This window comes from Halomonas sp. AOP30-A1-24 (assembly GCF_052378165.1).
Lineage (GTDB): Bacteria > Pseudomonadota > Gammaproteobacteria > Pseudomonadales > Halomonadaceae > Vreelandella > Vreelandella citrativorans.
Map to the genome: position 1 here is coordinate 108,319 of NZ_JBQSXL010000006.1, position 21,583 is coordinate 129,901.

The 21,583-nt window shown below is 56.1% G+C and carries 21 protein-coding genes; 19 read left to right on the forward strand and 2 right to left on the reverse strand.

Annotated elements, in window-relative coordinates; genetic code table 11:
* Positions 1-110: 110 nt before the first annotated feature.
* Positions 111-746 (reverse strand): GTP cyclohydrolase II, encoded by a 636-nt coding sequence (gene ribA / locus ACT3TJ_RS05190; RefSeq protein WP_172116919.1) that lies wholly within the window; start codon positions 744-746, stop codon positions 111-113.
* A 260-nt stretch (positions 747-1,006) separates the two neighbouring features.
* On the opposite strand from ribA, the gene ACT3TJ_RS05195 reads away from it, so the two are divergent.
* The 13 genes from ACT3TJ_RS05195 to ACT3TJ_RS05255 all read left to right on the forward strand — a co-directional run bounded on the left by ACT3TJ_RS05195 (position 1,007) and on the right by ACT3TJ_RS05255 (position 14,818).
* Entirely contained in the window at positions 1,007-3,913 is a 2,907-nt protein-coding gene (locus ACT3TJ_RS05195; protein ID WP_193057129.1) for a monovalent cation/H+ antiporter subunit A, read from the forward strand.
* On the forward strand, positions 3,913-4,254 hold the full coding sequence (locus ACT3TJ_RS05200) for a Na+/H+ antiporter subunit C (RefSeq protein WP_172116917.1): 342 nt from the start codon (positions 3,913-3,915) through the stop codon (positions 4,252-4,254). The genes ACT3TJ_RS05195 and ACT3TJ_RS05200 overlap by 1 nt, the downstream gene beginning before the upstream one ends.
* The gene (locus ACT3TJ_RS05205; protein WP_193057130.1) at positions 4,254-5,873 is read left to right on the forward strand and encodes a monovalent cation/H+ antiporter subunit D; all 1,620 of its coding nucleotides are present in this window, start codon (positions 4,254-4,256) and stop codon (positions 5,871-5,873) included. Before ACT3TJ_RS05200 ends, ACT3TJ_RS05205 begins: the two co-directional genes overlap by 1 nt.
* On the forward strand, positions 5,870-6,367 hold the full coding sequence (locus ACT3TJ_RS05210) for a Na+/H+ antiporter subunit E (RefSeq protein WP_193054088.1): 498 nt from the start codon (positions 5,870-5,872) through the stop codon (positions 6,365-6,367). The genes ACT3TJ_RS05205 and ACT3TJ_RS05210 overlap by 4 nt, the downstream gene beginning before the upstream one ends.
* Before the next feature lie 12 nt (positions 6,368-6,379).
* A complete protein-coding gene (locus ACT3TJ_RS05215; RefSeq protein ID WP_087110601.1) occupies positions 6,380-6,658 on the forward strand; it encodes a K+/H+ antiporter subunit F in 279 nt (92 codons plus the stop codon).
* A complete protein-coding gene (gene mnhG / locus ACT3TJ_RS05220) occupies positions 6,655-7,056 on the forward strand; it encodes a monovalent cation/H(+) antiporter subunit G (RefSeq protein WP_193057131.1) in 402 nt (133 codons plus the stop codon). The genes ACT3TJ_RS05215 and mnhG overlap by 4 nt, the downstream gene beginning before the upstream one ends.
* A gap of 221 nt (positions 7,057-7,277) precedes the next feature.
* Positions 7,278-8,390, forward strand: a complete 1,113-nt coding sequence (gene hemE / locus ACT3TJ_RS05225) for a uroporphyrinogen decarboxylase (RefSeq protein ID WP_193057132.1) — start codon at positions 7,278-7,280, stop codon at positions 8,388-8,390.
* On the forward strand, positions 8,390-9,250 hold the full coding sequence (speE, locus tag ACT3TJ_RS05230) for a polyamine aminopropyltransferase (RefSeq protein ID WP_172116912.1): 861 nt from the start codon (positions 8,390-8,392) through the stop codon (positions 9,248-9,250). The genes hemE and speE overlap by 1 nt, the downstream gene beginning before the upstream one ends.
* Before the next feature lie 83 nt (positions 9,251-9,333).
* Positions 9,334-10,344, forward strand: coding sequence for an amino acid ABC transporter substrate-binding protein (locus tag ACT3TJ_RS05235; protein ID WP_193057133.1), 1,011 nt, complete (start codon positions 9,334-9,336; stop codon positions 10,342-10,344).
* A gap of 224 nt (positions 10,345-10,568) precedes the next feature.
* Positions 10,569-11,594: an amino acid ABC transporter substrate-binding protein gene (locus ACT3TJ_RS05240; protein ID WP_193054093.1), complete on the forward strand. Its 1,026-nt coding sequence runs from the start codon at positions 10,569-10,571 to the stop codon at positions 11,592-11,594.
* 88 nt (positions 11,595-11,682) lie between these two features.
* Complete coding sequence (locus tag ACT3TJ_RS05245; RefSeq protein ID WP_172116909.1) at positions 11,683-12,873, forward strand: amino acid ABC transporter permease; 1,191 nt, start codon at positions 11,683-11,685, stop codon at positions 12,871-12,873.
* Positions 12,874-12,893: 20 nt separating this feature from the next.
* Entirely contained in the window at positions 12,894-13,994 is a 1,101-nt protein-coding gene (locus ACT3TJ_RS05250) for an amino acid ABC transporter permease (RefSeq protein WP_193057134.1), read from the forward strand.
* 95 nt (positions 13,995-14,089) lie between these two features.
* Positions 14,090-14,818 carry an amino acid ABC transporter ATP-binding protein gene (locus ACT3TJ_RS05255; protein WP_193054108.1) on the forward strand — a complete coding sequence of 243 codons (729 nt, stop codon included), beginning with the start codon at positions 14,090-14,092 and terminating at the stop codon, positions 14,816-14,818.
* Positions 14,819-14,838: 20 nt separating this feature from the next.
* Here the strand turns inward: ACT3TJ_RS05255 and ACT3TJ_RS05260 are convergent, their stop codons facing one another.
* Positions 14,839-15,435, reverse strand: a complete 597-nt coding sequence (locus ACT3TJ_RS05260) for a histidine phosphatase family protein (protein WP_193054096.1) — start codon at positions 15,433-15,435, stop codon at positions 14,839-14,841.
* A 182-nt stretch (positions 15,436-15,617) separates the two neighbouring features.
* On the opposite strand from ACT3TJ_RS05260, the gene phnD reads away from it, so the two are divergent.
* The 6 genes from phnD to ACT3TJ_RS05290 all read left to right on the forward strand — a co-directional run bounded on the left by phnD (position 15,618) and on the right by ACT3TJ_RS05290 (position 21,545).
* Positions 15,618-16,604, forward strand: coding sequence for a phosphate/phosphite/phosphonate ABC transporter substrate-binding protein (phnD, locus tag ACT3TJ_RS05265; RefSeq protein ID WP_172116907.1), 987 nt, complete (start codon positions 15,618-15,620; stop codon positions 16,602-16,604).
* 53 nt (positions 16,605-16,657) lie between these two features.
* A complete protein-coding gene (gene phnC / locus ACT3TJ_RS05270; RefSeq protein WP_172116906.1) occupies positions 16,658-17,455 on the forward strand; it encodes a phosphonate ABC transporter ATP-binding protein in 798 nt (265 codons plus the stop codon).
* Positions 17,442-18,254 carry a phosphonate ABC transporter, permease protein PhnE gene (gene phnE, locus ACT3TJ_RS05275; RefSeq protein WP_193054097.1) on the forward strand — a complete coding sequence of 271 codons (813 nt, stop codon included), beginning with the start codon at positions 17,442-17,444 and terminating at the stop codon, positions 18,252-18,254. Before phnC ends, phnE (ACT3TJ_RS05275) begins: the two co-directional genes overlap by 14 nt.
* Positions 18,248-19,057 carry a phosphonate ABC transporter, permease protein PhnE gene (phnE, locus tag ACT3TJ_RS05280; protein WP_172116904.1) on the forward strand — a complete coding sequence of 270 codons (810 nt, stop codon included), beginning with the start codon at positions 18,248-18,250 and terminating at the stop codon, positions 19,055-19,057. The genes phnE (ACT3TJ_RS05275) and phnE (ACT3TJ_RS05280) overlap by 7 nt, the downstream gene beginning before the upstream one ends.
* A gap of 65 nt (positions 19,058-19,122) precedes the next feature.
* Complete coding sequence (locus tag ACT3TJ_RS05285; RefSeq protein ID WP_172116903.1) at positions 19,123-19,554, forward strand: host attachment protein; 432 nt, start codon at positions 19,123-19,125, stop codon at positions 19,552-19,554.
* A 236-nt stretch (positions 19,555-19,790) separates the two neighbouring features.
* Positions 19,791-21,545, forward strand: coding sequence for a methyl-accepting chemotaxis protein (locus tag ACT3TJ_RS05290; protein WP_444665485.1), 1,755 nt, complete (start codon positions 19,791-19,793; stop codon positions 21,543-21,545).
* Positions 21,546-21,583: the final 38 nt, after the last annotated feature.

Here is a 21,583-nt window from a genome sequence, read left to right on the forward strand (position 1 = left end):
CAACACCGATCTGTACCAATATCGGTTTGTATCAACATAGCTCAGACGCTAGGCAAAAAAGTTTAAGAAAAAGCAATTTTTCGGGGTTTTAGCCGCATTAAAGCGTTATTTCAGCCCTTTCGCTCAATATCGACATCGCTTGCCTGGGTAAAATCACCCAGCGCCATCATATGGCCAAGCTTGCCTGCCTTGGTGGCAAGGTACTGTTCATTGTGTGGATTTAAACCAGTGGTGATGGGCAGCCGTTCGACCACATTGACGCCATCCCGGGTCAGCGCATCGACTTTACGCGGATTATTGGTCATCAGCTTAAGCGCGGTGACGCCCAAGTGGTTGAGCATCGGTACGCACAGGTCATAGCGGCGCATATCGGCGCCAAACCCGAGCTGTTCGTTGGCTTCTACCGTATCCGCCCCTTGGTCTTGCAGGTGATAGGCGCGAATCTTGTTGAGCAGCCCGATGCCGCGGCCTTCCTGGCGCAGGTAAAGCAGTACGCCGCGGCCCTCTTCGGCAATACGCTTAAGCGCTTCCTGCAGTTGATAGCCACAGTCGCAACGCATGGAGAATAGCGCATCGCCGGTCAGGCACTCGGAATGCACGCGCCCCAGTACCGGCGCGTCCCCCGTGAGGTCACCCAGCGTCAGGGCGATATGATCCTTACCGGTCGCGTTGTCTTCGAAACCGTGCATGGTAAACGTGGCCCAGGGAGTGGGCAGTTGGGAAGCAGCAATGAAGCGAATGGTCACAGGTTACCTCGCAGATTAACCAAACCAGTTAACCACAACAGTATGAGCAAAGTGGGCGGGTAGTTTATCAGGAAGCGAGCCATGCCTCACGGCTGTTACTCGCTAAAATTAAAGCAGAGAAGAGCAAGCGTGGTTCACCCTGTTCAGGCATATACATTTACCGCGCGTGGATTAAGATAGTACTACTCCACAGACAAGCCGTTTACCCGCAGCGTGATAACCGCTGAGACACCAGAATTTTCACCATCTGACGGAACATTATGCTGCTACTTATACTTATCACAGCGCCTTTTATCGCCAGCATAATGGCCGCATTAATGCCCGCCAATGCCCGTAATCGGGAAGCGTGGCTGGCGGGTGGCGTAACGCTTTTAGGGCTGCTGATTACCGGTTTTCTCTATACCCAGGTAGGCGCCGGGGAGGTTGTACGGAGTGAATTTGGCTGGCTACCCAGTGTCGGCCTAAACGTCGTATTGCGTATGGATGGCCTGGCCTGGTTATTTGCCATGCTGATCCAGGGTATCGGTTTGCTGGTGATTATCTATGCCCGCTACTACATGTCGCCTGCTGATCCCGTACCTCGCTTTTTTTCGTTTCTGCTCGCGTTTATGGGTTCAATGCTGGGGGTGGTGCTATCGGGCAACCTCATACAGCTGGTGCTGTTCTGGGAGTTAACCAGCATCACCTCGTTTTTGTTGATTGGCTATTGGCATCATCGCGCCGACGCCCGCCGCGGCGCACGCATGGCGTTCACCGTGACAGCAACCGGGGGGCTTTGTCTGCTGGTCGGTGTCTTGATGCTTGGCCATATGGTAGGCAGCTACTCGCTTGATGTTGTGTTGGCCTCGGGTGACCTCATCCGTAATCACGCGCTTTATCGGCCCATGCTGCTATTGGTCGCGTTAGGGGCGCTGACCAAAAGCGCGCAGTTCCCTTTTCACTTCTGGTTGCCGCATGCCATGGCAGCGCCAACACCGGTATCGGCGTTTTTGCACTCCGCCACCATGGTCAAGGCGGGCCTTTTTTTACTCATGCGGCTTTGGCCATCGCTGTCAGGAACGCCTGAGTGGAGCTGGATCATCATGGGGGCTGGCGTATGCACCATGTTGATTGGTGCCTTCACCGCTATTTTCCAACACGATTTGAAAGGCCTGCTGGCCTACTCAACCATCAGCCATCTGGGGTTGATTACCGTACTGCTGGGCATTGGCACCCCCTTGGCACTGGTAGCCGCGATTTTCCATACCGTTAACCATGCCACGTTTAAAGCCTCGCTTTTCATGGCCGCAGGCATTATTGACCATGAGACGGGCACCCGAGATATGCGCCACCTGCGCGGCCTTTATAAAGCGCTACCCTACACGTCCACGCTGGCAATCGTCGCCAGTGCGGCGATGGCCGGCGTCCCGTTTCTTAACGGGTTTATTTCCAAGGAGATGTTCTTTGCCGAAGCGCTAAGCGTTGGCTCCGCGCAAAACTGGGGGATGTCCATTGCGGCGGTGTTGATGGGGGTCTTTGGCGTTACGTATTCGCTTCGTTTTACCTACGTCTTCTTCGGCAAGCTGCCTGATGACTTGCCTCGCCAACCGCATGAGCCACCACGCTGGATGCGCTTTCCTGTCGAGTTTTTAGTGCTTTGCTGCCTAGTGGTGGGCATTATTCCAGGCCTGAGTATCGGCCCCTTCCTGAACGCCGCCGTTACCTCTGTATTAGGCGAGGCAACGCCCTACTACAGCCTCGCCGTTTGGCACGGTTTCAACCTGCCTTTGGCAATGAGTTTCGTCGCGTTAATCGGCGGTGTGGGGTTCTATATTTGGCTACGTGTCCGCTATGGGCTAATTCAAGCCACCCATGTGCCGTTGCTGGGGCGCTTTAACGGCAAGCAAGCCTACGAAAATACCATGCTGCGGATCTCATCCATCGCCTCTTTGCTGGAAAAAATACTCAGCACACGGCGCTTGCAGCCTCAGCTCTTGCTTATGGTGGTGATGCTTCTGGCGGCGCCCATTTTGCTGATACGCCCCATCTCGCTGCTTGCTCTGCCTGCCAATGGGGGATTTTCCTGGCTCTTTGCCGGGCTATGGCTGATGGGGGCAATTTGCGCTGTCGCGGCGGCCTGGCAGGCAAAATACCATCGCTTGGCAGCGCTTAGCCTGGTGGGCGGTGTGGGCATTATTACCAGCCTGTCGTTTTTGTGGCTATCGGCGCCCGACCTGGCGCTTACCCAACTAATGGTGGAAACCATTACCACGGTGCTGATCCTGCTGGGACTACGTTGGCTTCCCCCGCGTATCGCACCGCAGGAATTGAACATTACTACCACCAAACGCGCACTATTTCGCCGCTCACGCGATATCGTTATTGCGGTGTGTGCGGGGTTGGCAATGGCCTTGATCAGCTATACGGCACTGCTACGCACACCTTCAGAAGGCGGTATTTCTGACTTTTTCCTTACCCATGCCTTAAGTGAAGGCGGGGGAAGTAACGTGGTCAATGTGCTGCTGGTCGACTTCCGCAATTTCGATACGCTGGGCGAAATTGCGGTGTTGGCCATTGTCGCCTTGACCGTTTACGCACTGCTGCGGCGCTTTCGCCCCGCGCCTGAAAGCCTGCCCATTCCCGCTCAGCAGACCAACAGCGTTGATCCTGCAGCCGGGCAAACACCTGTCCAGCAAGTGGCAACAGGCTATCTCAAAATCCCCAGCGTCTATTTACGCTTGCTGCTGCCCGTGATGGGCGTCATCGCGGCCTACTTCTTTATTCGGGGCCATAACCTGCCCGGCGGCGGTTTCGTTGCCGGTTTGATCTTTGCGGTTGCGATTATTGTTCAATACATGCTGGCCGGTACGCAGTGGGTTGAAACGCATCTACGCCTACGCCCTCACCGCTGGATTGCATTTGGCCTACTGACGGCCTGCGCAACGGGCCTGGGCGCGTGGCTGCTGGGCTATCCTTTCCTGACCACCCACACCGCACACTTCACGCTTCCTGTGCTTGGCGAGGTGCACCTGCCGAGTGCATTCCTGTTTGATTTAGGTGTCTTTGGCGTGGTCGTTGGCTCCTCGATACTGATGCTTGTGGCGCTGGCACACCAATCTGTACGCAGCCACCGCTTACCCGCTACCACGGCGCCAGCGCCCCTCAACCCTCAACAGGAGACCCGCTAATGGAAGCTGTTATGGCCATGGCAATGGGCATCATGTTTGGCTCCGGGGTGTGGCTGCTGCTGCGTCCACGCACCTTTCAGGTCATTACGGGCTTATTGCTTATTTCGTATGCCGTTAATCTATTTATCTTCATCATGGGGCGTCTCTCCATCAATCAGCCCCCCTTAACGCTTGCCGAGGGCACTATTGACCCCGCTTTGTATGCCGACCCGATGCCCCAGGCGCTGGTCTTAACGGCTATCGTGATCGGCTTTGCCACCACAGCCCTTTATCTGGTGGTGATGATTGGTGCTCGCGGCCTTACCGGCACCGACCACGTTGATGGCAAGGAGCCCCATTGATGAGTCTTCCTTGGCTGCACCATTTAATGTTGGCACCTGTTTTACTGCCCTTGATATTCGGGGCAGGGCTGATCCTGGTGAATGAACGTCATCACCAAAAAAAGTTTTTTATTAACCTGGCCAGCACGCTGGCGATGCTGGCGACCTCTGTCGCACTGCTTTTGCTGGCGGACCACGAATACTGGCCCGATGGCATTGGCCTCTACCTCTCTGCTAACTGGACAGCCCCCTTTGGCATTGTCTTGTTGGTTGACCGGCTAACGGCGGTGATGCTGCTGCTTGCGTCAATATTGGCGAGCGCTTCTCTGATCTTTGCCATGATCCGCTGGAGCCGCATTGGTGTGCACTTTCACTCGTTATTCCAGTTTTTGTTAATGGGCATTAACGGGGCCTTTCTTACCAATGACCTGTTCAATCTGTTTGTGTTCTTCGAGGTCATGTTGGCGGCCTCGTATGGCTTGATACTGCATGGCTATAACAGCATGCGTATAAGAGCAGGCATGCAGTACATTGTGGTGAATTTGTTAGCGTCGTTTTTCTTCCTGATTGGCGTGGCCCTGATTTACGCGACGACCGGCACGCTAAACATGACCGACCTGGCGATGCGCTTGAGCATGCTATCGCCGGAAGACCTCATGTTGTTAAAAATTGGCGTGGTTATTCTGGCGTTAGCCTTTCTCACCAAAAGCGCCATGTGGCCACTGGGGTTCTGGCTGCCCACGACGTACTCGGCGGCCTCGCCGCCGGTGGCTGCCATGATGGTACTGATGACCAAAGTTGGCGTGTACGTGCTGATTCGGTTGTGGTTACTGCTGTTCTCGGAAGGCCCTGCCGCCGGTTTCGGCTTTGACCTGCTGCTCTGGGGAGGCCTTGTCACGCTTGCTTTCGGCACCATCGGTATTCTTGCAAGCCAGGAACCTGGCCGCATGGCAGGCTATGCGGCGGTCATCTCATCAGGCACGCTGCTGGCCGCCGTTGGTTATGGCCAACCGGCGCTTATCAACGTGGCGCTGTTTTACTTGATCAGCTCGACACTGGCAGTTGCCGCGTTTTTGCTGCTGATAGAGTTAATTGAGCGTATCCGCACACCGGGAGCCGCGATGCTGGCATTAACCATGGAGGCTTTCGCGGTGGAGGATAAGCCGGAGGAGCCCGTCGGCAAGGCGATCCCTGGCGCGCTGGCCTTTTTGGGGCTGGCCTTCGCCTGCTGCGCCCTGATTATTACCGGGCTGCCGCCGCTGTCAGGGTTTATCGCCAAATTCAGTCTTTTTCATAGGCTGTTGAATCCTACCGACCTGCTGATTGAGCGGGGAATCGTCACTTGGGTCGTTATTGCGCTGGTCGTACTTTCCGGGTTGGCAGGCATTATTTCGTTAATGCGTTTTGGGGTACGGACCTTCTGGGCTGTCCAGAACCCGGTCGCGCCTCATCTGCAGCGCTCCGAAGTCATGCCTGTCATCACCCTGCTACTGGCCTGCCTGCTGCTCACCGTTCAAGCAGGCCCGACGATGGCGTATCTGGAGCGCAGTACAGAAGCGCTCAACCAGTCTGAGGTCTATTTGAACCGTCTAGGATCAACCGCTGCGGTGGGCGGTACGTTCGGGGAGTCGGACCAATGACGCTGCGCTGGCTTCCCTCTCCTGCCTTATCGGGCGCCTTGTTAATCATGTGGCTACTGCTGAATCAAAGCACTGCGCCTGCACAGGTGTTGCTGGGCAGTGTCCTGGCCATTGCCGCACCGCTGCTCGCCAGACCACTGCGCCCACTCGCCCCAGCACCACTGCGTAAACCGCTGGTGTTGGCACGCCTGCTGTTTATGTCGATGATCGAAATCATACGCTCCTGCTTTAACGTCAGCCGCATCATCTTGTTCAATGCCAAGGGTGTAAAATCACAGTTCGTCCGAGTGCCACTGGATCTTAAAGACCCGTACGGCCTGGCGTTGCTTTCGTGCCTGATCAATTCAACTCCCGGCACCGTGTGGGTAGAACAGCTGCCAGACTCTAATGATTTGGCGCTGCATGTGTTTGACCTTCACGATGAACAGTGGTGGATCGACACGATTAAAACGCGCTACGAACAGCCATTAATCGAGATCTTTGAACATGAATAAAAGGCGTTCTGTATGACTACGCTGCTCTCTCTGGCAATTAATATCACGCTACTTAGCGTCTTGTTAGCCATGCTGCTGTGTACGGTGCGCTTACTGCGAGGGCCAACCGCGCAAGACCGTGTACTGGCACTCGATACACTATGGATGTGTGCCATGCTGTTTGCCCTGGCGCTGGGCATCCGGTTTGGCAGCGTGATCTATTTTGAGGCCGCGATGCTGATTGCCCTGACGGGCTTTGTATCAACCATCGCGCTTACCAAATTTCTTATGCGTGGCGAGGTAATTGAATGAACCCACAGCTGGAGTCACTACCGCTATGGGCCAGCCTGCCCATTACCCTGCTATTGCTACTTGGAAGCGCGATTGTACTGATCGGTGCATTGGGCCTTGTTAGACTGCCGCACTTCTTCCAGCGCATTCACGGCCCCGCCATTACGATCACACTAGGCACCGGCTCTATTCTGATTGCCTCCATGATCTACTTCTCGGCGCTACAGTCACGGCTAGTGATTCATGAGCTATTGATCACTGCCTTTGTGATGCTCACTGCACCGGTGGTGGCCATGCTGCTGATGCGCACCGCTGTTTATCGTGACCTGCGTGCTCGTGACCGCCGCCCAACCGTTAGCGCGAACGAGAGCAAGACAACGACCGAGGTTTATCCCTTTTCCGCGAAGGAAGAGCCGTAGCTTCGTGCCACGCCGGCCTCTGCGTAGCGGATAGGTTTGGGCACGTTTTACACGTCGGCATGCCGCTTAGTTGGGCGTTCTCAAGTACACTCTCACCTCTGCCTTAAGGTTTAGAGACCCGAGCCAAGCGCCTTTTCAATCATGTTTCAAGTAAAGTATCAGCACTGGTTTGTATACCCTTTAAAATACACTACAGGTAAATTTCCCAAGGGCACGTGTTTATGACTTCCACACCGTTGCAAAATGATCGTTTTCTCCGCGCCCTAGCGCGCCAGCCCGTTGACCGCACGCCGGTATGGATGATGCGTCAGGCAGGCCGCTATCTGCCTGAGTATCGTGAGCGCCGCGCCGATGCGGGCAGTTTTATGGACCTGTGTCGCAACCAGGACCTGGCCTGCGAAGTAACACTTCAGCCGCTGGAGCGTTACCCGCTGGATGCGGCGATTCTGTTTTCAGATATTTTGACGATCCCCGATGCCATGGGTCTGGGGCTCTATTTTGAAACCGGTGAAGGCCCCAAGTTTCGCAAGACCGTGCGCACCCCGGAAGAAGTAGCGGCGCTAAGCGTGCCCAACGCCGAGCGCGACCTGGACTACGTCATGCGTGCGGTATCGACCATTCGCCGCGAGCTGAACGGGCGTATGCCGCTGATCGGCTTCTCGGGAAGCCCCTGGACGCTGGCAACCTACATGGTGGAGGGCGGTTCCAGCAAAGACTTCCGTCATCTGAAAACCATGCTTTACGATACGCCAGACACCATGCATCAACTGCTGGATACCTTGGCGCAGTCGGTGACCGATTACCTGAACGCGCAGATCCGCGCAGGCGCCCAGGCGGTGCAGATCTTCGATACCTGGGGCGGAGCGCTTTCCACCCCCGCGTACCTGGAGTTCTCGCTACGCTATATGGAGCAAATTGTTTCCGGGCTGATCCGCGAGCACGACGGACGCCGCGTACCGGTAATTCTATTCACCAAAAACGGCGGCCAGTGGCTTGAAGACATCGCCTGCGCTGGTGCTGATGCACTGGGTATCGACTGGTCGACCGAGCTCTCCAGCGCCCGCGCCCGTGTGGGCCACAAGGTTGCGCTTCAGGGCAACCTCGACCCCAACGTGCTGTTTGCACGCCCGTCGGCGATTCGTGCCGAAGTCGCCCGCGTGCTGGAAAGCTACGGCCACGGTCCGGGGCATGTTTTCAACCTGGGCCACGGCATCAGCCAGTTTACCAACCCGGATAACGTCACCGCCTTTATGGAAGCGCTGCACGAGTTAAGCCCGCAGTATCACCAAGGCACTCCTACCCACTCCGACACCCCTTCCTCAGGAGCCAATTGATGAGCGAATTACGCGACGACCAGTGGTTTACCGAAGTGTTTGATAGCCACGGCAGCGCCTTCTCGCTGAAGATCTCTGAAAAGCTGTTGGATGTGCAGAGTGAGTACCAGCACTTGGAAGTATACGCTACCGAGACCTACGGCAACCTGATGGTGCTGGACGGCTGCGTGATGCTCACCGACCGCGACAACTTCCTGTATCACGAAATGATCGCCCACCCGGCACTGTTTACTCATCCGGCGCCCAAGCGCGTGGTGATTATCGGCGGCGGCGACTGCGGCACACTGAAAGAAGTGCTGCGTCACCCGGGCGTTGAAAAAGTCACCCAGATCGATATCGATGAAGAAGTCACCAAGGCCTCCGAGCGTTTCTTCCCGGCACTGGTGGAAGCCAACGACGACCCACGCGCCGAGCTGCTGTTCGCCGACGGTGTGAAGTGGGTAGATGACGCTGCCGATGAAAGCATCGACGTGCTGATTATCGACTCTACCGACCCGGTCGGCCCCGCCGAAGGGTTGTTCAAGACTGACTTCCTTAAGCGCTGCCACCGCATTCTGAAAGCCGATGGCGTGATGGTGCAGCAGAGCGAATCACCGCTTTATCACAGTGGCTCGATTATTCGTGAGCTGCGCCATGACATGCGCGAAGCGGGCTTTGCCAGTGTCGCCACGTTGCCCTTCCCCCAGCCGGTTTATCCTTCCGGCTGGTGGAGCGTGACGCTTGCCGGTAAAGGCACCAACGTGGAAACCTTCCGCGAAGAGGCTGCCGCTAGTCACGAAATGCCGCTACAGTACTACACAGTGGATGCCCACCGGGGCGCCCTGGCGTTGCCACCGTTCATGCGTAAAGCGTTCAGCTGACGTTTATTTGAATAGCACGCCAGCAAGCGATGAGGCCGGGCACTGCTCGGCCTTTTTTGTGTCACCACGTTAAGGAACCAACAATGAAAACCCTTAAATGGATAAGCATTGGCGCGTGCGCCCTGGTCCCGACGGTTGCCTTGGGCACCACATTAGAAACCGTTCAATCCCGCGATAGCGTACGCTGCGGGGTGAACGCCGCCCAGCCCGGCTTCTCCTCACTGGACGATAACGATACGTATCGCGGCCTGGATACCGATGTCTGCCGCGCGATTGCCGCGGCGGCATTAGGCGATGCCAGCAAGGTTGATTTCGTACCGCTCGATTCGGTGGAGCGTTTTACCGCCCTGCAATCCGGCGAAGTGGATCTGCTCTCCCGCACGACGACCTGGAGCTCTAGCCGCGATACCACCCAAGGTATGCACTTTACCGGGGTGAGCTATTACGATGGCCAAGCATTCATGGTCGCAAGCGACCTGGGCGTGCAAAGTGCCGAAGACCTGGACGGCGCGGCGGTGTGCACGCAGTCAGGCACGACCAGCGAGCTGAACCTTTCAGACTATTTCCGTGTTAACGACATGCACTATGACGCAGTGGTGTTTGATTCTCCCGAACAGTCGATTGCCGGTTTTGAAGCCGGGCGCTGCGACGTCTTAAGCTCCGATGCTTCTCAGTTGTATGCCCAACGCATGCAGCTTGCCAACCCCGACATGGCGGTAGTGCTGCCCGAGATTATTTCCAAGGAACCGCTTGGCCCCGCCGTACGCCAGGGCGATGACCAGTGGTTCAATATCGTAAAATGGTCGCTGTTTGCCATGCTCAACGCTGAAGAACTGGGTGTCTCAAGCACCAATATTGATGAACACGCGGATTCCGATAATCCAGATATTGCCCGCCTGCTGGGCCAGGACGGCAGTTTTGGTGAAGGCATGGGACTTAATGACGACTGGGCTTACCAAATCGTCAAACAGGTGGGCAACTACGCCGAAATGTATGATCGCAACGTGGGCGTGGACTCTAACTTCAATATTACCCGTGGTTTAAATGCTCTGTGGCGCGATGGCGGCATTCAGTACGCCCCGCCCATTCGCTAGGGCTTACCGGTCAGCACTCTGCCATCAACCATCGGTTGTCGCACCAAAACAGCGCATGCGGCAACCGTTTCTATTTTTTTGCACCTAAACTTTCGTAGAAGCAGAATCATTTTGCGTTGAAAAGCGCTGAATTTGGCGTTGTACCCACATTGGCATCTTCCTTGCTAGCTTTATATGTCATGCCTTCGCATGCATAACAATATTAATTGAGGAAGGGAATTACCATGTTGAACAAGAAACACTGGGTATTACTGGCCTCTGCAGGCGCCATCACACTGACAGGCGCCACTAACGCTAACGCAGCAACACTTGAAGAAACCATTGAACGTGGAGCCGTGCAGTGTGGCGTCAGCGACGGTTTGCCAGGCTTTTCGGCACCCGATGGTGATGGCAACTGGCAAGGGCTGGATGTCGATGTTTGCCGTGCGGTCGCCGCTGCCGTGCTGGGTGATGCAGATGCCGTCAATTACATCTCTCTCAATGCCGTTGAGCGTTTCACTGCGCTGCAGTCTGGCGAAGTCGATTTGCTTTCTCGTAACACGACCTGGACCACCACCCGCGATACCACGCTGGGTCTGAACTTCGCAGGCGTCAACTTCTATGACGGTATCGGCTTTATGGTTAGCCGTGACCTGGGCATCGGCGGTGCTGATGAGCTGGACGGTGCGGCGATCTGTATCCAAACGGGCACCACCACCGAACTTAACGTGGCCGATTACTTCCGCGCCAACGATATGGAATTTGATCCTATCGTGTTTGATACCTCAGAGCAGACCGTGGGCGGCTTCCAGGCTGGCCGCTGTGACGTTCTAACCTCGGATACTTCTCAGTTGGCGGCGCTGCGCATTCAGTTAGATGATCCGGATGGCGCCGTCATTCTGCCCGATATCATTTCCAAGGAGCCGCTGGGCCCGGTAGTTCGCCAGGGCGATGACACCTGGTTCAACATCGTGAAATGGTCACTGTTTGCCATGCTCAATGCTGAAGAGTACGGCGTGACCAGTGAAAACGTAGAGGAAATGACCAGCTCCGAAAACCCCGACATCGCCCGCCTGCTTGGCCAGGACGGTAACTACGGTGAAGGCATGGGGCTTGACGCTGACTGGGCTTACAACATTATTAGCCAGGTCGGTAACTATGCCGAAAGCTTTGAGCGCAACGTTGGCATGGACTCACCGCTTGAGATTGAACGCGGTGCCAACGCGCTATGGAACCAGGGTGGTTTCCAGTACGCTCCGCCGATTCGCTAAGCATCTCGCTTGACCCGGCCCGTCGCGCTTAGCAGATGAGTGCCGACGGGCCATTTGATTGACCTTCCGTGTAGCGGAGACGCCACCCATGTCCGTAAGACCCAACACTCGCCCCGCTGGCCACAAGCCACCGTTTTGGCGAGACCGTGCCAAACGCGCACTTGTTTTTCAGCTGCTTTTAACGGCAGCCGTTGTCGTATTTTTGCTGTATATCGTCGGCAATACTCAGGACAACCTATCCGCCCGGGGTATCACCACCGGTTTTGGCTTTTTAAATAACACCGCAGGCTTTGGTATCGTACAAAGCCTGATCGACTACTCCTCTCAGGATACCTACGGCCGCACCTTTTTGGTGGGCTTGCTCAATACGCTATTGGTCGGCGCCTTGGGTGTGGTGGCCGCGACGCTGATTGGCTTTATTGTCGGCATTGCTCGCCTGTCGCCCAACTGGCTACTGGCACGCCTGGCCACCGCCTATATCGAAACTTTCCGCAATATCCCGTTACTGCTACAGATTTTTTTCTGGTACTTCGCCGTGCTGCGCACGCTACCCAGTGCAAGGGACAGCCTCTCGTTTGGCGAGGTTGTTTTTCTTAACGTGCGCGGTCTGTATCTGCCTGAGCCGCTTTTTGAGTCAGGCTTTGGGATGATCCCAGCGACCTTTATCGTCGCGATTATCGCCAGTATTGCACTGTGTGTGTGGAACAAGCGCCGCCAAGAGGCAACCGGTAAACGGATCCCTGCCGGGTGGATATCGCTGGTACTGATTCTGGGTCTGCCACTGCTGATTACGGTCGCCACCGGCGTACCGATCACTTGGGATGTTCCGGAACTGCGCGGCTTTAACTTCCGCGGTGGCTTTACCGTGATTCCGGAATTTCTGGCGCTGTGGCTGGCGCTTTCCATCTATACCGCTGCGTTCATTGCTGAAATTGTCCGCTCGGGCATCCAGGCCATTTCCCACGGCCAAACCGAAGCCGCCCAAGCGCTGAGCCTGCCGCGTAACCTGGTGTTGCGCCTAGTGGTCATTCCGCAGGCACTGCGGGTCATTATCCCGCCACTCACCAGCCAGTACTTGAACCTGATCAAGAACTCCTCGCTTGCCACGGCCATCGGCTACCCCGACCTGGTATCCGTGTTTGCGGGCACCACGCTGAATCAAACGGGGCAGGCCATTGAGGTGATCGCCATGACCATGGCGGTGTATCTGACGATCAGCCTGCTGGTTTCCATGTTCATGAACTGGTTCAACGCCCGCGTAGCGTTGGTTGAGCGCTAGGCGCCGGTGAGGATAGCTTTATGATTCATAACCAAACAATGATTGATCAGCGGCCTGCCCCCAGCAACACCATAGGGCCCGTGGCTTGGCTGCGCACCAACCTGTTCAGCAGCCCGCTCAATACGCTGTTTACGCTGGTGGGGCTGTACGTTCTATATCTGCTTTTGGTGCCGACCATTCAGTGGGCGTTCATCAACGCCGACTGGGTAGGCACCACCCGGGATGACTGCTCGCGAGAGGGCGCCTGCTGGGTGTTCGTTAATGCGCGCTTTACGCAGTTTATCTACGGACTTTATCCGCGAGAGGAAATCTGGCGCGCCAATATTGTGTTTGGCGGCTTTTTTACCCTGATCGCCTGGCTTGCCATTCCGCGCCTGCCGTTCAAGCGCTGGGTGGCCGTGTTTGCCTTGGTGGGCTTTCCCATCGCGGCCTACGTACTGCTTCACGGCGGCTACTTTGACCTGCCACGCGTACCTACCCATCGCTGGGGCGGTTTGATGCTGACCCTGCTGCTGGCATCTGTAGGCATGATCGGCGCGCTGCCGATTGGCATCGTGCTGGCTCTGGGGCGGCGCTCTAACATGCCCATCGTGAAGAGCTTCTGCGTCATCTTCATCGAGTTCTGGCGCGGTGTGCCGTTGATTACCGTGCTGTTCATGGCCTCGGTGATGCTGCCGCTGTTTCTGCCCTCTGGTATTAGCGTTGACCGCCTGGTACGGGCGCTGATTGGCCTAACGCTGTTTCAAAGTGCCTACATGGCCGAGGTCATTCGTGGCGGTCTTCAGGCGATCCCCAAGGGCCAAGAGGAGGCCGCCGCGGCACTGGGCATGACCTACTGGAAGCGCATGGGCCTGATCGTTTTGCCCCAGGCGCTGAAGATGATGATTCCAGGCATCGTGAATACGTTTATCTCGCTATTTAAAGACACCACGCTGGTCATGATCATTGGGCTGTTTGACCTGCTGGGGATCGTGCAGGCGGCGCTTTCCGACTCCAACTGGCTGGGCTTTTCGCTGGAAGGCTACGTGTTTGCCGCGTTTGTGTTCTGGATTTTCTGTTTCAGCATGTCGCGCTATAGCCAGTATCTGGAACGCAAGTTGAACACCGGCCACAAGCGCTAACGCCGCTTTTTCAAGAATTTGAGCAGGATTTAATCATGACACAAGCAGCCACCAACCTCTCTGGCAACAGCATGTCTAAAAGCACGTCTGACCTAATGGTCGAAATGCGCGGCGTTAACAAGTGGTATGGCGACTTTCACGTACTGCGCGATATAGATTTCGAAGTAAAACGCGGCGAGCGGATCGTTATCTGTGGCCCGTCCGGTTCGGGTAAATCAACGCTGATTCGCTGCATTAATCACTTGGAAGAGCACCAGCAGGGCGATATCGTAGTCGGCGGGGTGCCGCTGACCCAAGACGTAAAACGTATTGAGCAGATACGCCGCAGCGTGGGTATGGTGTTTCAGCACTTCAACCTGTTCCCCCACCTGACAGTGCTGGAGAACTGCTGCATCGCGCCCATGTGGGTTCAAAAGAAGCCGCGCAGGGAGGCCGAAGAGCAGGCCATGCGCTACCTGGAGCGCGTACGCATCGCCGAGCAGGCTCAAAAGTACCCCGGCCAACTCTCCGGCGGCCAGCAACAGCGCGTGGCGATTGCCCGCTCGCTGTGCATGCACCCGGATGTGATGCTATTTGATGAGCCTACCTCGGCACTCGACCCGGAGATGATCAAAGAGGTGCTGGACGTCATGGTCGAGCTTGCCGAAGAGGGCATGACCATGCTCTGCGTGACCCACGAGATGGGCTTTGCCAAAACCGTCGCCGACCGAGTGATTTTCATGGATCAGGGGCAGATCATCGAAGAAAATGCGCCGGAGCCGCTCTTCAATAACCCGCAGTCCGAGCGCACCCAGCTGTTCCTGAGCCAGATCCTGGGGCACTAAGGCATACGGGGAGGCGCGATCTAAGGCGCGCCCACTTGGGTAATGCTGGCCGGTAACAGAGCAGGCTGCTCACGGTGTTGGGTGAGTGGCCTGTCTTGCAAGGCGGTCAGCAGTATCTGTAGCGGGTCGCCGTGACTAACGACCAGGATGGTTTCTCCCTCGCACTGCTGCTCCCGCTCCTCTATCACCGCCATCATGCGCGCAGCCACCGCGCTCACAGCCTCCACTTGGTGTGAAGTGTGGTCGGCATTCTGGGCATCCAGCGCCCACACATCCGGATAACGCTCGTCCGAGCCGCCCTCCAACTCACCGAAGGAACGCTCTCTAAGGCGCCTGTCGGCCGTCATCGTAAGCTTAAAGGCCTCGGCCACGCGGGCAGCCGTTTGGGTGGTGCGCAAAAAATCAGAATGCACCACCTGCGTTGGCACCGGCCAGGCCCATGCATGCACGGCGCTCGCCAGTTGCTGCTCGCCGATAGTGGAGAGTCCAAACGCTTCAACACCCCGCCCGGGACTACTGATAATCAACGCTTGCTGGTTTGCCTGGCTATGACCATGACGCATCAACAGGTAACGATTACGCCAATGGTAGGAGGCGGCAAGAAAAGTGTTTGACATAACTTTGTAACAAACCCTAGATTGAGAGTGTCGATTTTCGAAAAATAAATATTTTGATGGCTAAATGTACATTTTCGAAACACTTGACGCCTTTTGATCATGGCACAAAGTATATAAAAGAACATCATTAGCCTGCTGAGCAACTGCAAGAACACAAAAATAATTCATGAATGAGGCCCCTTATGACTTCCATGACGTTTTGCAAGCGTCCGCTTGCCCTACTGACCACAACTACGCTCTTGGCACTGCTTTCCAGTCATGCCTACGCCGAATGCGAACGCGGCGACCTTGATGCGCTTTACTGTGACGAAAACTCCGATATGGTCGCGGACCGTCCCGCCGATGAGGCGCAATGGCTAAATCCCGACACGCTTATCTTTGCCTATACCCCGGTGGAAGATCCAGCCATCTATTCCGATATATGGCAGCCCTTTATCGACCACCTGTCAGAGGTGACCGGCCGCGATGTGCGCTTCTTCGCCGTTCAGTCCAACGCGGCCCAAGTGGAGGCAATGCGCAGCGGGCGACTGCATATCGCGGGCTTTTCTACCGGTCCCACGCCCTTTGCAGTCAACCTGGCAGGGGCAGTTCCCTTTGCATTAATGGGCTCAGATAGCGGCCAGTTTGGCTATACCCTACAGCTTTTCACCCACGCAGACTCCGACATCCATGAACTGGAAGACCTGAAAGGTAAACGGGTTGCCCATACATCACCCACTTCTAATTCAGGCAATCTGGCGCCTCGGGCACTACTGCCTGAACTGGGTATAACACCTGACGAAGATTACGAAGTGGTCTACTCTGGCAGCCACGACCAATCCATGTTGGGCGTCGTGGCGCGCGATTACGACGCCGCCCCAGTGGCCTCGGAAGTGGTTGATCGAATGGCCGCGCGCGGGCTTTACGACACCGACGACGTCCGCATGATTTTTGAATCCGACCGCTTCCCCACCACCTCCTATAACTACGCCTACAATCTGCACCCGGACCTGGTCGAGAAGATCGAAGAGGCCTTCTTCAGCTTCGATTTTAAAGGCACAGAGCTTGGCGAAGAGTTTGAGGGTGTCGAGAAGTTCATTCCCATCAATTACAAGGATAACTGGCAGGTAATTCGCACCATCCAGGCTGCCAATGGCGTGAGCTATACGCCTGACAATCTGGAAGAGTAAAACGTACCGCGCCCGCGTGGCGCGGTTTGTTAGCTACCGATGGAAGCGAAAACATGCTGGAAATCAAGAATCTGGTCAAACGGTATGGCCGCGACAAAGCCGTGCTGGAAGGTCTCGACCTGAAGGTTGAGGGCAATAGCGTGGTATCGATTGTGGGCGCCTCCGGCGCCGGTAAAAGTACCATGCTGCGATGTATCAATCGCCTAGTGGAGCCGACCTCCGGCTCCATTACTCTCAACGGTACCGAGCTTGTGCATCTCAGGGGCGCTGACCTGCGCCGTGCGCGCCGCAAGATCGGCATGGTGTTTCAGGGCTTCAACCTGCTGGACCGCCTGACGGTAATGGAGAACGTGCTGGCTGGGCGGCTGGGCTACGTGAATCTCTATCAGGCAATTACCCGCCGCTACCCGCAGGCGGATATTGAGCGCGCATTTATGCTGATGGAGCGTGTGGGCATTGCCCACTACGCCAACAAGCGCGCCGATGAGCTTTCCGGTGGCGAGCGCCAGCGGGTAGGCGTGGTACGGGCGCTGATGCAGGAGCCCGACGTGTTGCTGGCCGACGAACCCACCGCCTCGCTTGACCCGCGCACCTCCGAGCAGATCATGATGCTACTGCAGAGCTTGGCAAGCGAGCTTTCACTGCCGGTGCTGATCAATATCCACAACGTGGCCCAGGCCAAAACCTACACAGAGCGCATTGTGGGTTTGCGCCACGGCAAGATGATTTTTGATGGCGTGCCAAGTGATTTCAATAAAGACGCGCTGGACGCCATTTACGGCGGCATCGAAGCACCGGACGATGCGATAAGCGACGCCCCATCAGAGGAGCGCGCCCATGACCCCGCCTGAGGCTTCATCCAGCACGCCGCGCACCTGGAAGAAACCGCCGTTCATTGCCAATCCTCTACTTCGCTACGGGCTGATCATCGTCGTGGCAGTGTATCTGGTGTGGGCATTTGGTTCGCTACCGTTCAACTGGGCGCGCATCTCTGAAGGATTGCCCCGCGCCGCACGTATCTTCAGCGGCGGCTTTCCACCCAACCTCGAGCGCTACGAACTTCTCCTGACCGGCTTCAAGGAGAGTTTTCAGATCGCCATTTTGGCCACGCTACTGGGCGTCTTCCTGTCGATCCCTTTTGCCGTGATGGCGGCGCGTAATATTGCGCCCATGCCGATCTACCTGATTGGCCGTGCAGTCATCATTATCTCGCGTAGCTTTCACCCGGTGATCGTGGCGATTCTGTTCGTTGCCGCCGTGGGGTTTGGCCCACTGGCGGGCATCTTGACGCTCACGCTCTACTCCATCGGCTTTGTCGGCAAGCTTCTGGCCGAGGAGATCGAGGAGATAGACTGGGGCCAAGTAGAGGCCATGCGCGCCGCTGGCGCCGGGTATCTGGCCACGCTCTTCTACGCCGTATTCCCGCAGATTCTACCGCGCCAGGTAGGGCTTTCCATGTACCAGCTGGACAGCAACCTGCGGGCGTCTGCCGTGGTGGGTATCGTGGGTGCCGGCGGCATTGGCGGCACGCTGATGAACGCCTTCGGGCGCTATGACTATGACTTCGCCTTTGCGATCCTGCTGGTCATCATCGCGGTCATTTTACTCAGTGAAGGTATCAGCGGCTGGGTGAGGAAAAAAATATGGTAGATCATGCACAGAAACTCGCCGACCACGTTTGGCAACGTTTTGATCGCAAGGAACGTCTTATTCGCTTTGCCGTGCTGCTCATCACTCTGATGGTGGTGGTATGGGCGGTTCGCGATATCGATATCTTCTGGCCCTGGGTGTGGGATGCGCCCAACCAGATTTCCGGGCTGGGCGCGCGCATGTGGCCCCCCAGCGCTGCCGGGCTTGGCAATATCGTAAATGCCCTGATCGAAACGGTACACATAGCCACGCTTGCCACCTTCCTGACCATTTTTCTGGCATTGCCGGTGGCCTATATCGCCGCACAGAATACTACGCCCAACCGGGCCTGCCTGTGGCTGGGGCGGTTCATTCTGGTTTCCAGCCGCTCGGTGAACACCATCATCTGGGCGCTCTTGTTCGTGGCGATCTTCGGCCCCGGCGTGCTGGCAGGCATTCTCGCCATTGTGTTTCGCTCTATCGGGTTTATCGGCAAGTTGATGGGCGAAGCAATCGAAGAAATCGATAAGCGACCGGTCGAAGCCATGGAAGCCACCGGCGCCTCCAAGGCCAAGGTAATTGTCTATGCCATCGTGCCCCAGGTGATGCCAGCGTTTTTCGCCATCGTGATCCTGCGCTGGGATATCAACATTCGCGAATCTACCGTGCTGGGACTGGTGGGCGCAGGCGGGATCGGCGTCATTCTGCAGGGTGCCATTGATACCTTTGCCTGGCCTACCGTGGCGACCATTCTGATCGCAATTATTGTGCTAGTGCTGATTGGTGAAGCAATAACCAGTCTCTTACGACGTAAAGTGCTCTAGTTTGACCGAATGCCAAACGCTTGCCATGGTTAATATATCCCTAACGGCATGGAGGACGTTGACTGATGACAACCTATATCGTGGTAGCGGATGCCGCTCGAGCACGCATTTTCACTCGTGACTTTCTTCATCTGAAGGAGAAAGAGAGCCTGGTTCATGCCGAAGGGCGCCTGCATGAGGGGGATCTGATTACAGACAGTGCAGGCGCGGATGTACATGAGTCCATGTCATCGAGTTCACGTTCGTCTGCCGAAGGGGGGACAGCGTTAAAACATGAGAACGAGCTGTTTGCCAAAGAGGTGGCTCAATGCCTTTATAATGCCCGCGTCAATAACAGTATGGAAAAACTGATTATCGTCGCACCGCCCAAATTCCTGGGCCTGCTGCGCGAAAAGCTTGATGCGCCAACCCAGAAACTGGTACTCCATACGCTCTCGAAAGATCTTAGCAAAGCATCACTTAACGACATCCAGGAAGCCGTTAGCGACATGCGGTAAATAATTTCTGGCAATGATGGGGTTTCTACTAAAGTAGTGGTCGCTTTCGCCGATAAGCTAATCACCCTTACTCCGTATGCAGCAGCGCATACGGTTGCTTATCGACAAAGAGAGCGATCATGTTTTCCTCCCTTCGTGTACGTATTCTTCTGGCCGCTCTTGCAGCGATCACCCTTGGCTTGATAATCAATGGCGTGGTCAACTAAGCAACGGTAAAACATCACAACGATGAACAGATAGCACGTAACCTTAAAGCGGTGGTCAGCGGCAATGCCAAAGCCTTGAACGAGTGGTTTAACGCTCGACTGGATATGCTGGAAAGCATGGAAACAGCAGCCACCAGTAACGCCCCCGGCCCGGCACTTCGTCAGCTCCTTACTTCAGGTGGGTTTATTTCCACCTATATTGGCTACCCTGGGGCGGGAGAGATTACCTATGATAACGACTTTCAGCCCCCAAGCGGCTACGACGCACGAGAACGCCCTTGGTACAAAGCGGCAGTAAGCACACAAGAAGCGATTATTACCGCGCCCTATATTGACGCTCAAACTCGCGAGCTGGTGGTCACGTTCGCTCGCCCGTTCTACCTGAATGGTGAACTGACTGCCGTGGTAGGTGCTGATATTCCTATCAGCAACATCGTCGAGACAGTGACAGGCATTTCACCGACCCTTTCAAGCTTTGGCTTTCTCACCACCCACGATGGCACTCTGGTCGCCCACCCCGATGCTGACTTGATACTGACGCCTGTGTCAGCCATTAACGAACAGCTTACGGCAGGCTCCATCAATCAATTAATGGGCGCTACCACGCCTCTGCCTCTTGCCCTGCAAGGCGACAACAAGCTATTGCTAGGCCACGTGATTGGCGGTGAAAACGGCTGGCGCCTTATTGTCGCGTTGGACGAGTACGAAGCCACCGCAGGATTACGCGCCATTGCTACCTCTTCCCTTATTATCCTGGTGGTGGTCGCGATTATAACGGCGCTCGCCTTTGGCCTACTGCTGTCGCTGCTGCTGCGCCGCCTGTTGGGTGTGCGTAACGCCATGGACAATATCGCCTCTGGTGAGGGGGACCTGACCCAACGCCTGCCTGAAGAAGGCAACGATGAAGTCACCCAAATCGCCCACTCTTTCAATCGATTCGTCGCCAGAATGGATGAGGTGATGCTGACCATTCGCGATAGTAGTCAGTCGGTACAGACCGCCGCCAATGAAATTTCCATGGGCGGGCAGGACCTGTCTCGCCGCACCGATAATGCCGCATCCAGCCTGCAACAAAGCTCGGCATCTATTGAAGAGATTACCAGCACCATTGAACACACGGCAGAGGCTGCACAACAGGCCAACCAGCTTTCGATGAATGCCTCTGAAGTGGCCAACAAAGGCGGTCAAGTAGTTGATCAGGTAGTGGCCACCATGGGCGACATCTCGGCAGCGTCGCATAAAATCAGTGATATTGTGTCACTGATGGATGGCATTGCTTTCCAGACCAACTTGCTTGCCCTGAATGCCTCCGTTGAAGCAGCCCGTGCCGGTGAGCATGGCCGGGGCTTTGCGGTCGTGGCGGATGAGGTTCGTAAGCTTGCACAGCGCAGCAGCGATGCTTCCAACGACATCAAAACGCTGATCGATACCTCACACCAGACGGTCACCAACGGCACCGAACTTGTTCAAAGCGCCGGTGCCACCATGCGTGACATTGTGGAGAGTATTACCCGTGTCACCGATGTGCTGGGTGAGATTGGTGCCGCCACGCGCGAGCAGAGCGACGGCATCCATCAGGTTAATATCGCGGTGGCTGAGCTTGACCGCATGACCCAACAAAACGCCGCGATGGTGGAAGAGTCCACTACCGCCGCCGAGCATCTAAAAGAGCAGTCACTGCGCCTTTCCGATGTCGTTGGCGGTTTCACCCTATCAAACGGTTCAGCATCCCAACATGGCCGGCTTATACCGCCCTCTCCCACCCTCGCGTCACGCCATCGCTAATCACGGCATGGCTAGTCACGACATAACCAAGTGCTGAG

Bases quoted from the DNA above. Each gene is read 5' to 3' on its own strand.
- ACT3TJ_RS05195 (WP_193057129.1), top strand. From the start codon at position 1,007: ATGCTGCTACTTATACTTATCACAGCGCCTTTTATCGCCAGCATAATG.
- ACT3TJ_RS05200 (WP_172116917.1), top strand. From the start codon at position 3,913: ATGGAAGCTGTTATGGCCATGGCAATGGGCATCATGTTTGGCTCCGGG.
- ACT3TJ_RS05205 (WP_193057130.1), top strand. From the start codon at position 4,254: ATGAGTCTTCCTTGGCTGCACCATTTAATGTTGGCACCTGTTTTACTG.
- ACT3TJ_RS05210 (WP_193054088.1), top strand. From the start codon at position 5,870: ATGACGCTGCGCTGGCTTCCCTCTCCTGCCTTATCGGGCGCCTTGTTA.
- ACT3TJ_RS05215 (WP_087110601.1), top strand. From the start codon at position 6,380: ATGACTACGCTGCTCTCTCTGGCAATTAATATCACGCTACTTAGCGTC.
- mnhG (WP_193057131.1), top strand. From the start codon at position 6,655: ATGAACCCACAGCTGGAGTCACTACCGCTATGGGCCAGCCTGCCCATT.
- hemE (WP_193057132.1), top strand. From the start codon at position 7,278: ATGACTTCCACACCGTTGCAAAATGATCGTTTTCTCCGCGCCCTAGCG.
- speE (WP_172116912.1), top strand. From the start codon at position 8,390: ATGAGCGAATTACGCGACGACCAGTGGTTTACCGAAGTGTTTGATAGC.
- ACT3TJ_RS05235 (WP_193057133.1), top strand. From the start codon at position 9,334: ATGAAAACCCTTAAATGGATAAGCATTGGCGCGTGCGCCCTGGTCCCG.
- ACT3TJ_RS05240 (WP_193054093.1), top strand. From the start codon at position 10,569: ATGTTGAACAAGAAACACTGGGTATTACTGGCCTCTGCAGGCGCCATC.
- ACT3TJ_RS05245 (WP_172116909.1), top strand. From the start codon at position 11,683: ATGTCCGTAAGACCCAACACTCGCCCCGCTGGCCACAAGCCACCGTTT.
- ACT3TJ_RS05250 (WP_193057134.1), top strand. From the start codon at position 12,894: ATGATTCATAACCAAACAATGATTGATCAGCGGCCTGCCCCCAGCAAC.
- ACT3TJ_RS05255 (WP_193054108.1), top strand. From the start codon at position 14,090: ATGGTCGAAATGCGCGGCGTTAACAAGTGGTATGGCGACTTTCACGTA.
- ACT3TJ_RS05260 (WP_193054096.1), bottom strand. From the start codon at position 15,435: ATGTCAAACACTTTTCTTGCCGCCTCCTACCATTGGCGTAATCGTTAC.
- phnD (WP_172116907.1), top strand. From the start codon at position 15,618: ATGACTTCCATGACGTTTTGCAAGCGTCCGCTTGCCCTACTGACCACA.
- phnC (WP_172116906.1), top strand. From the start codon at position 16,658: ATGCTGGAAATCAAGAATCTGGTCAAACGGTATGGCCGCGACAAAGCC.
- phnE (WP_193054097.1), top strand. From the start codon at position 17,442: ATGACCCCGCCTGAGGCTTCATCCAGCACGCCGCGCACCTGGAAGAAA.
- phnE (WP_172116904.1), top strand. From the start codon at position 18,248: ATGGTAGATCATGCACAGAAACTCGCCGACCACGTTTGGCAACGTTTT.
- ACT3TJ_RS05285 (WP_172116903.1), top strand. From the start codon at position 19,123: ATGACAACCTATATCGTGGTAGCGGATGCCGCTCGAGCACGCATTTTC.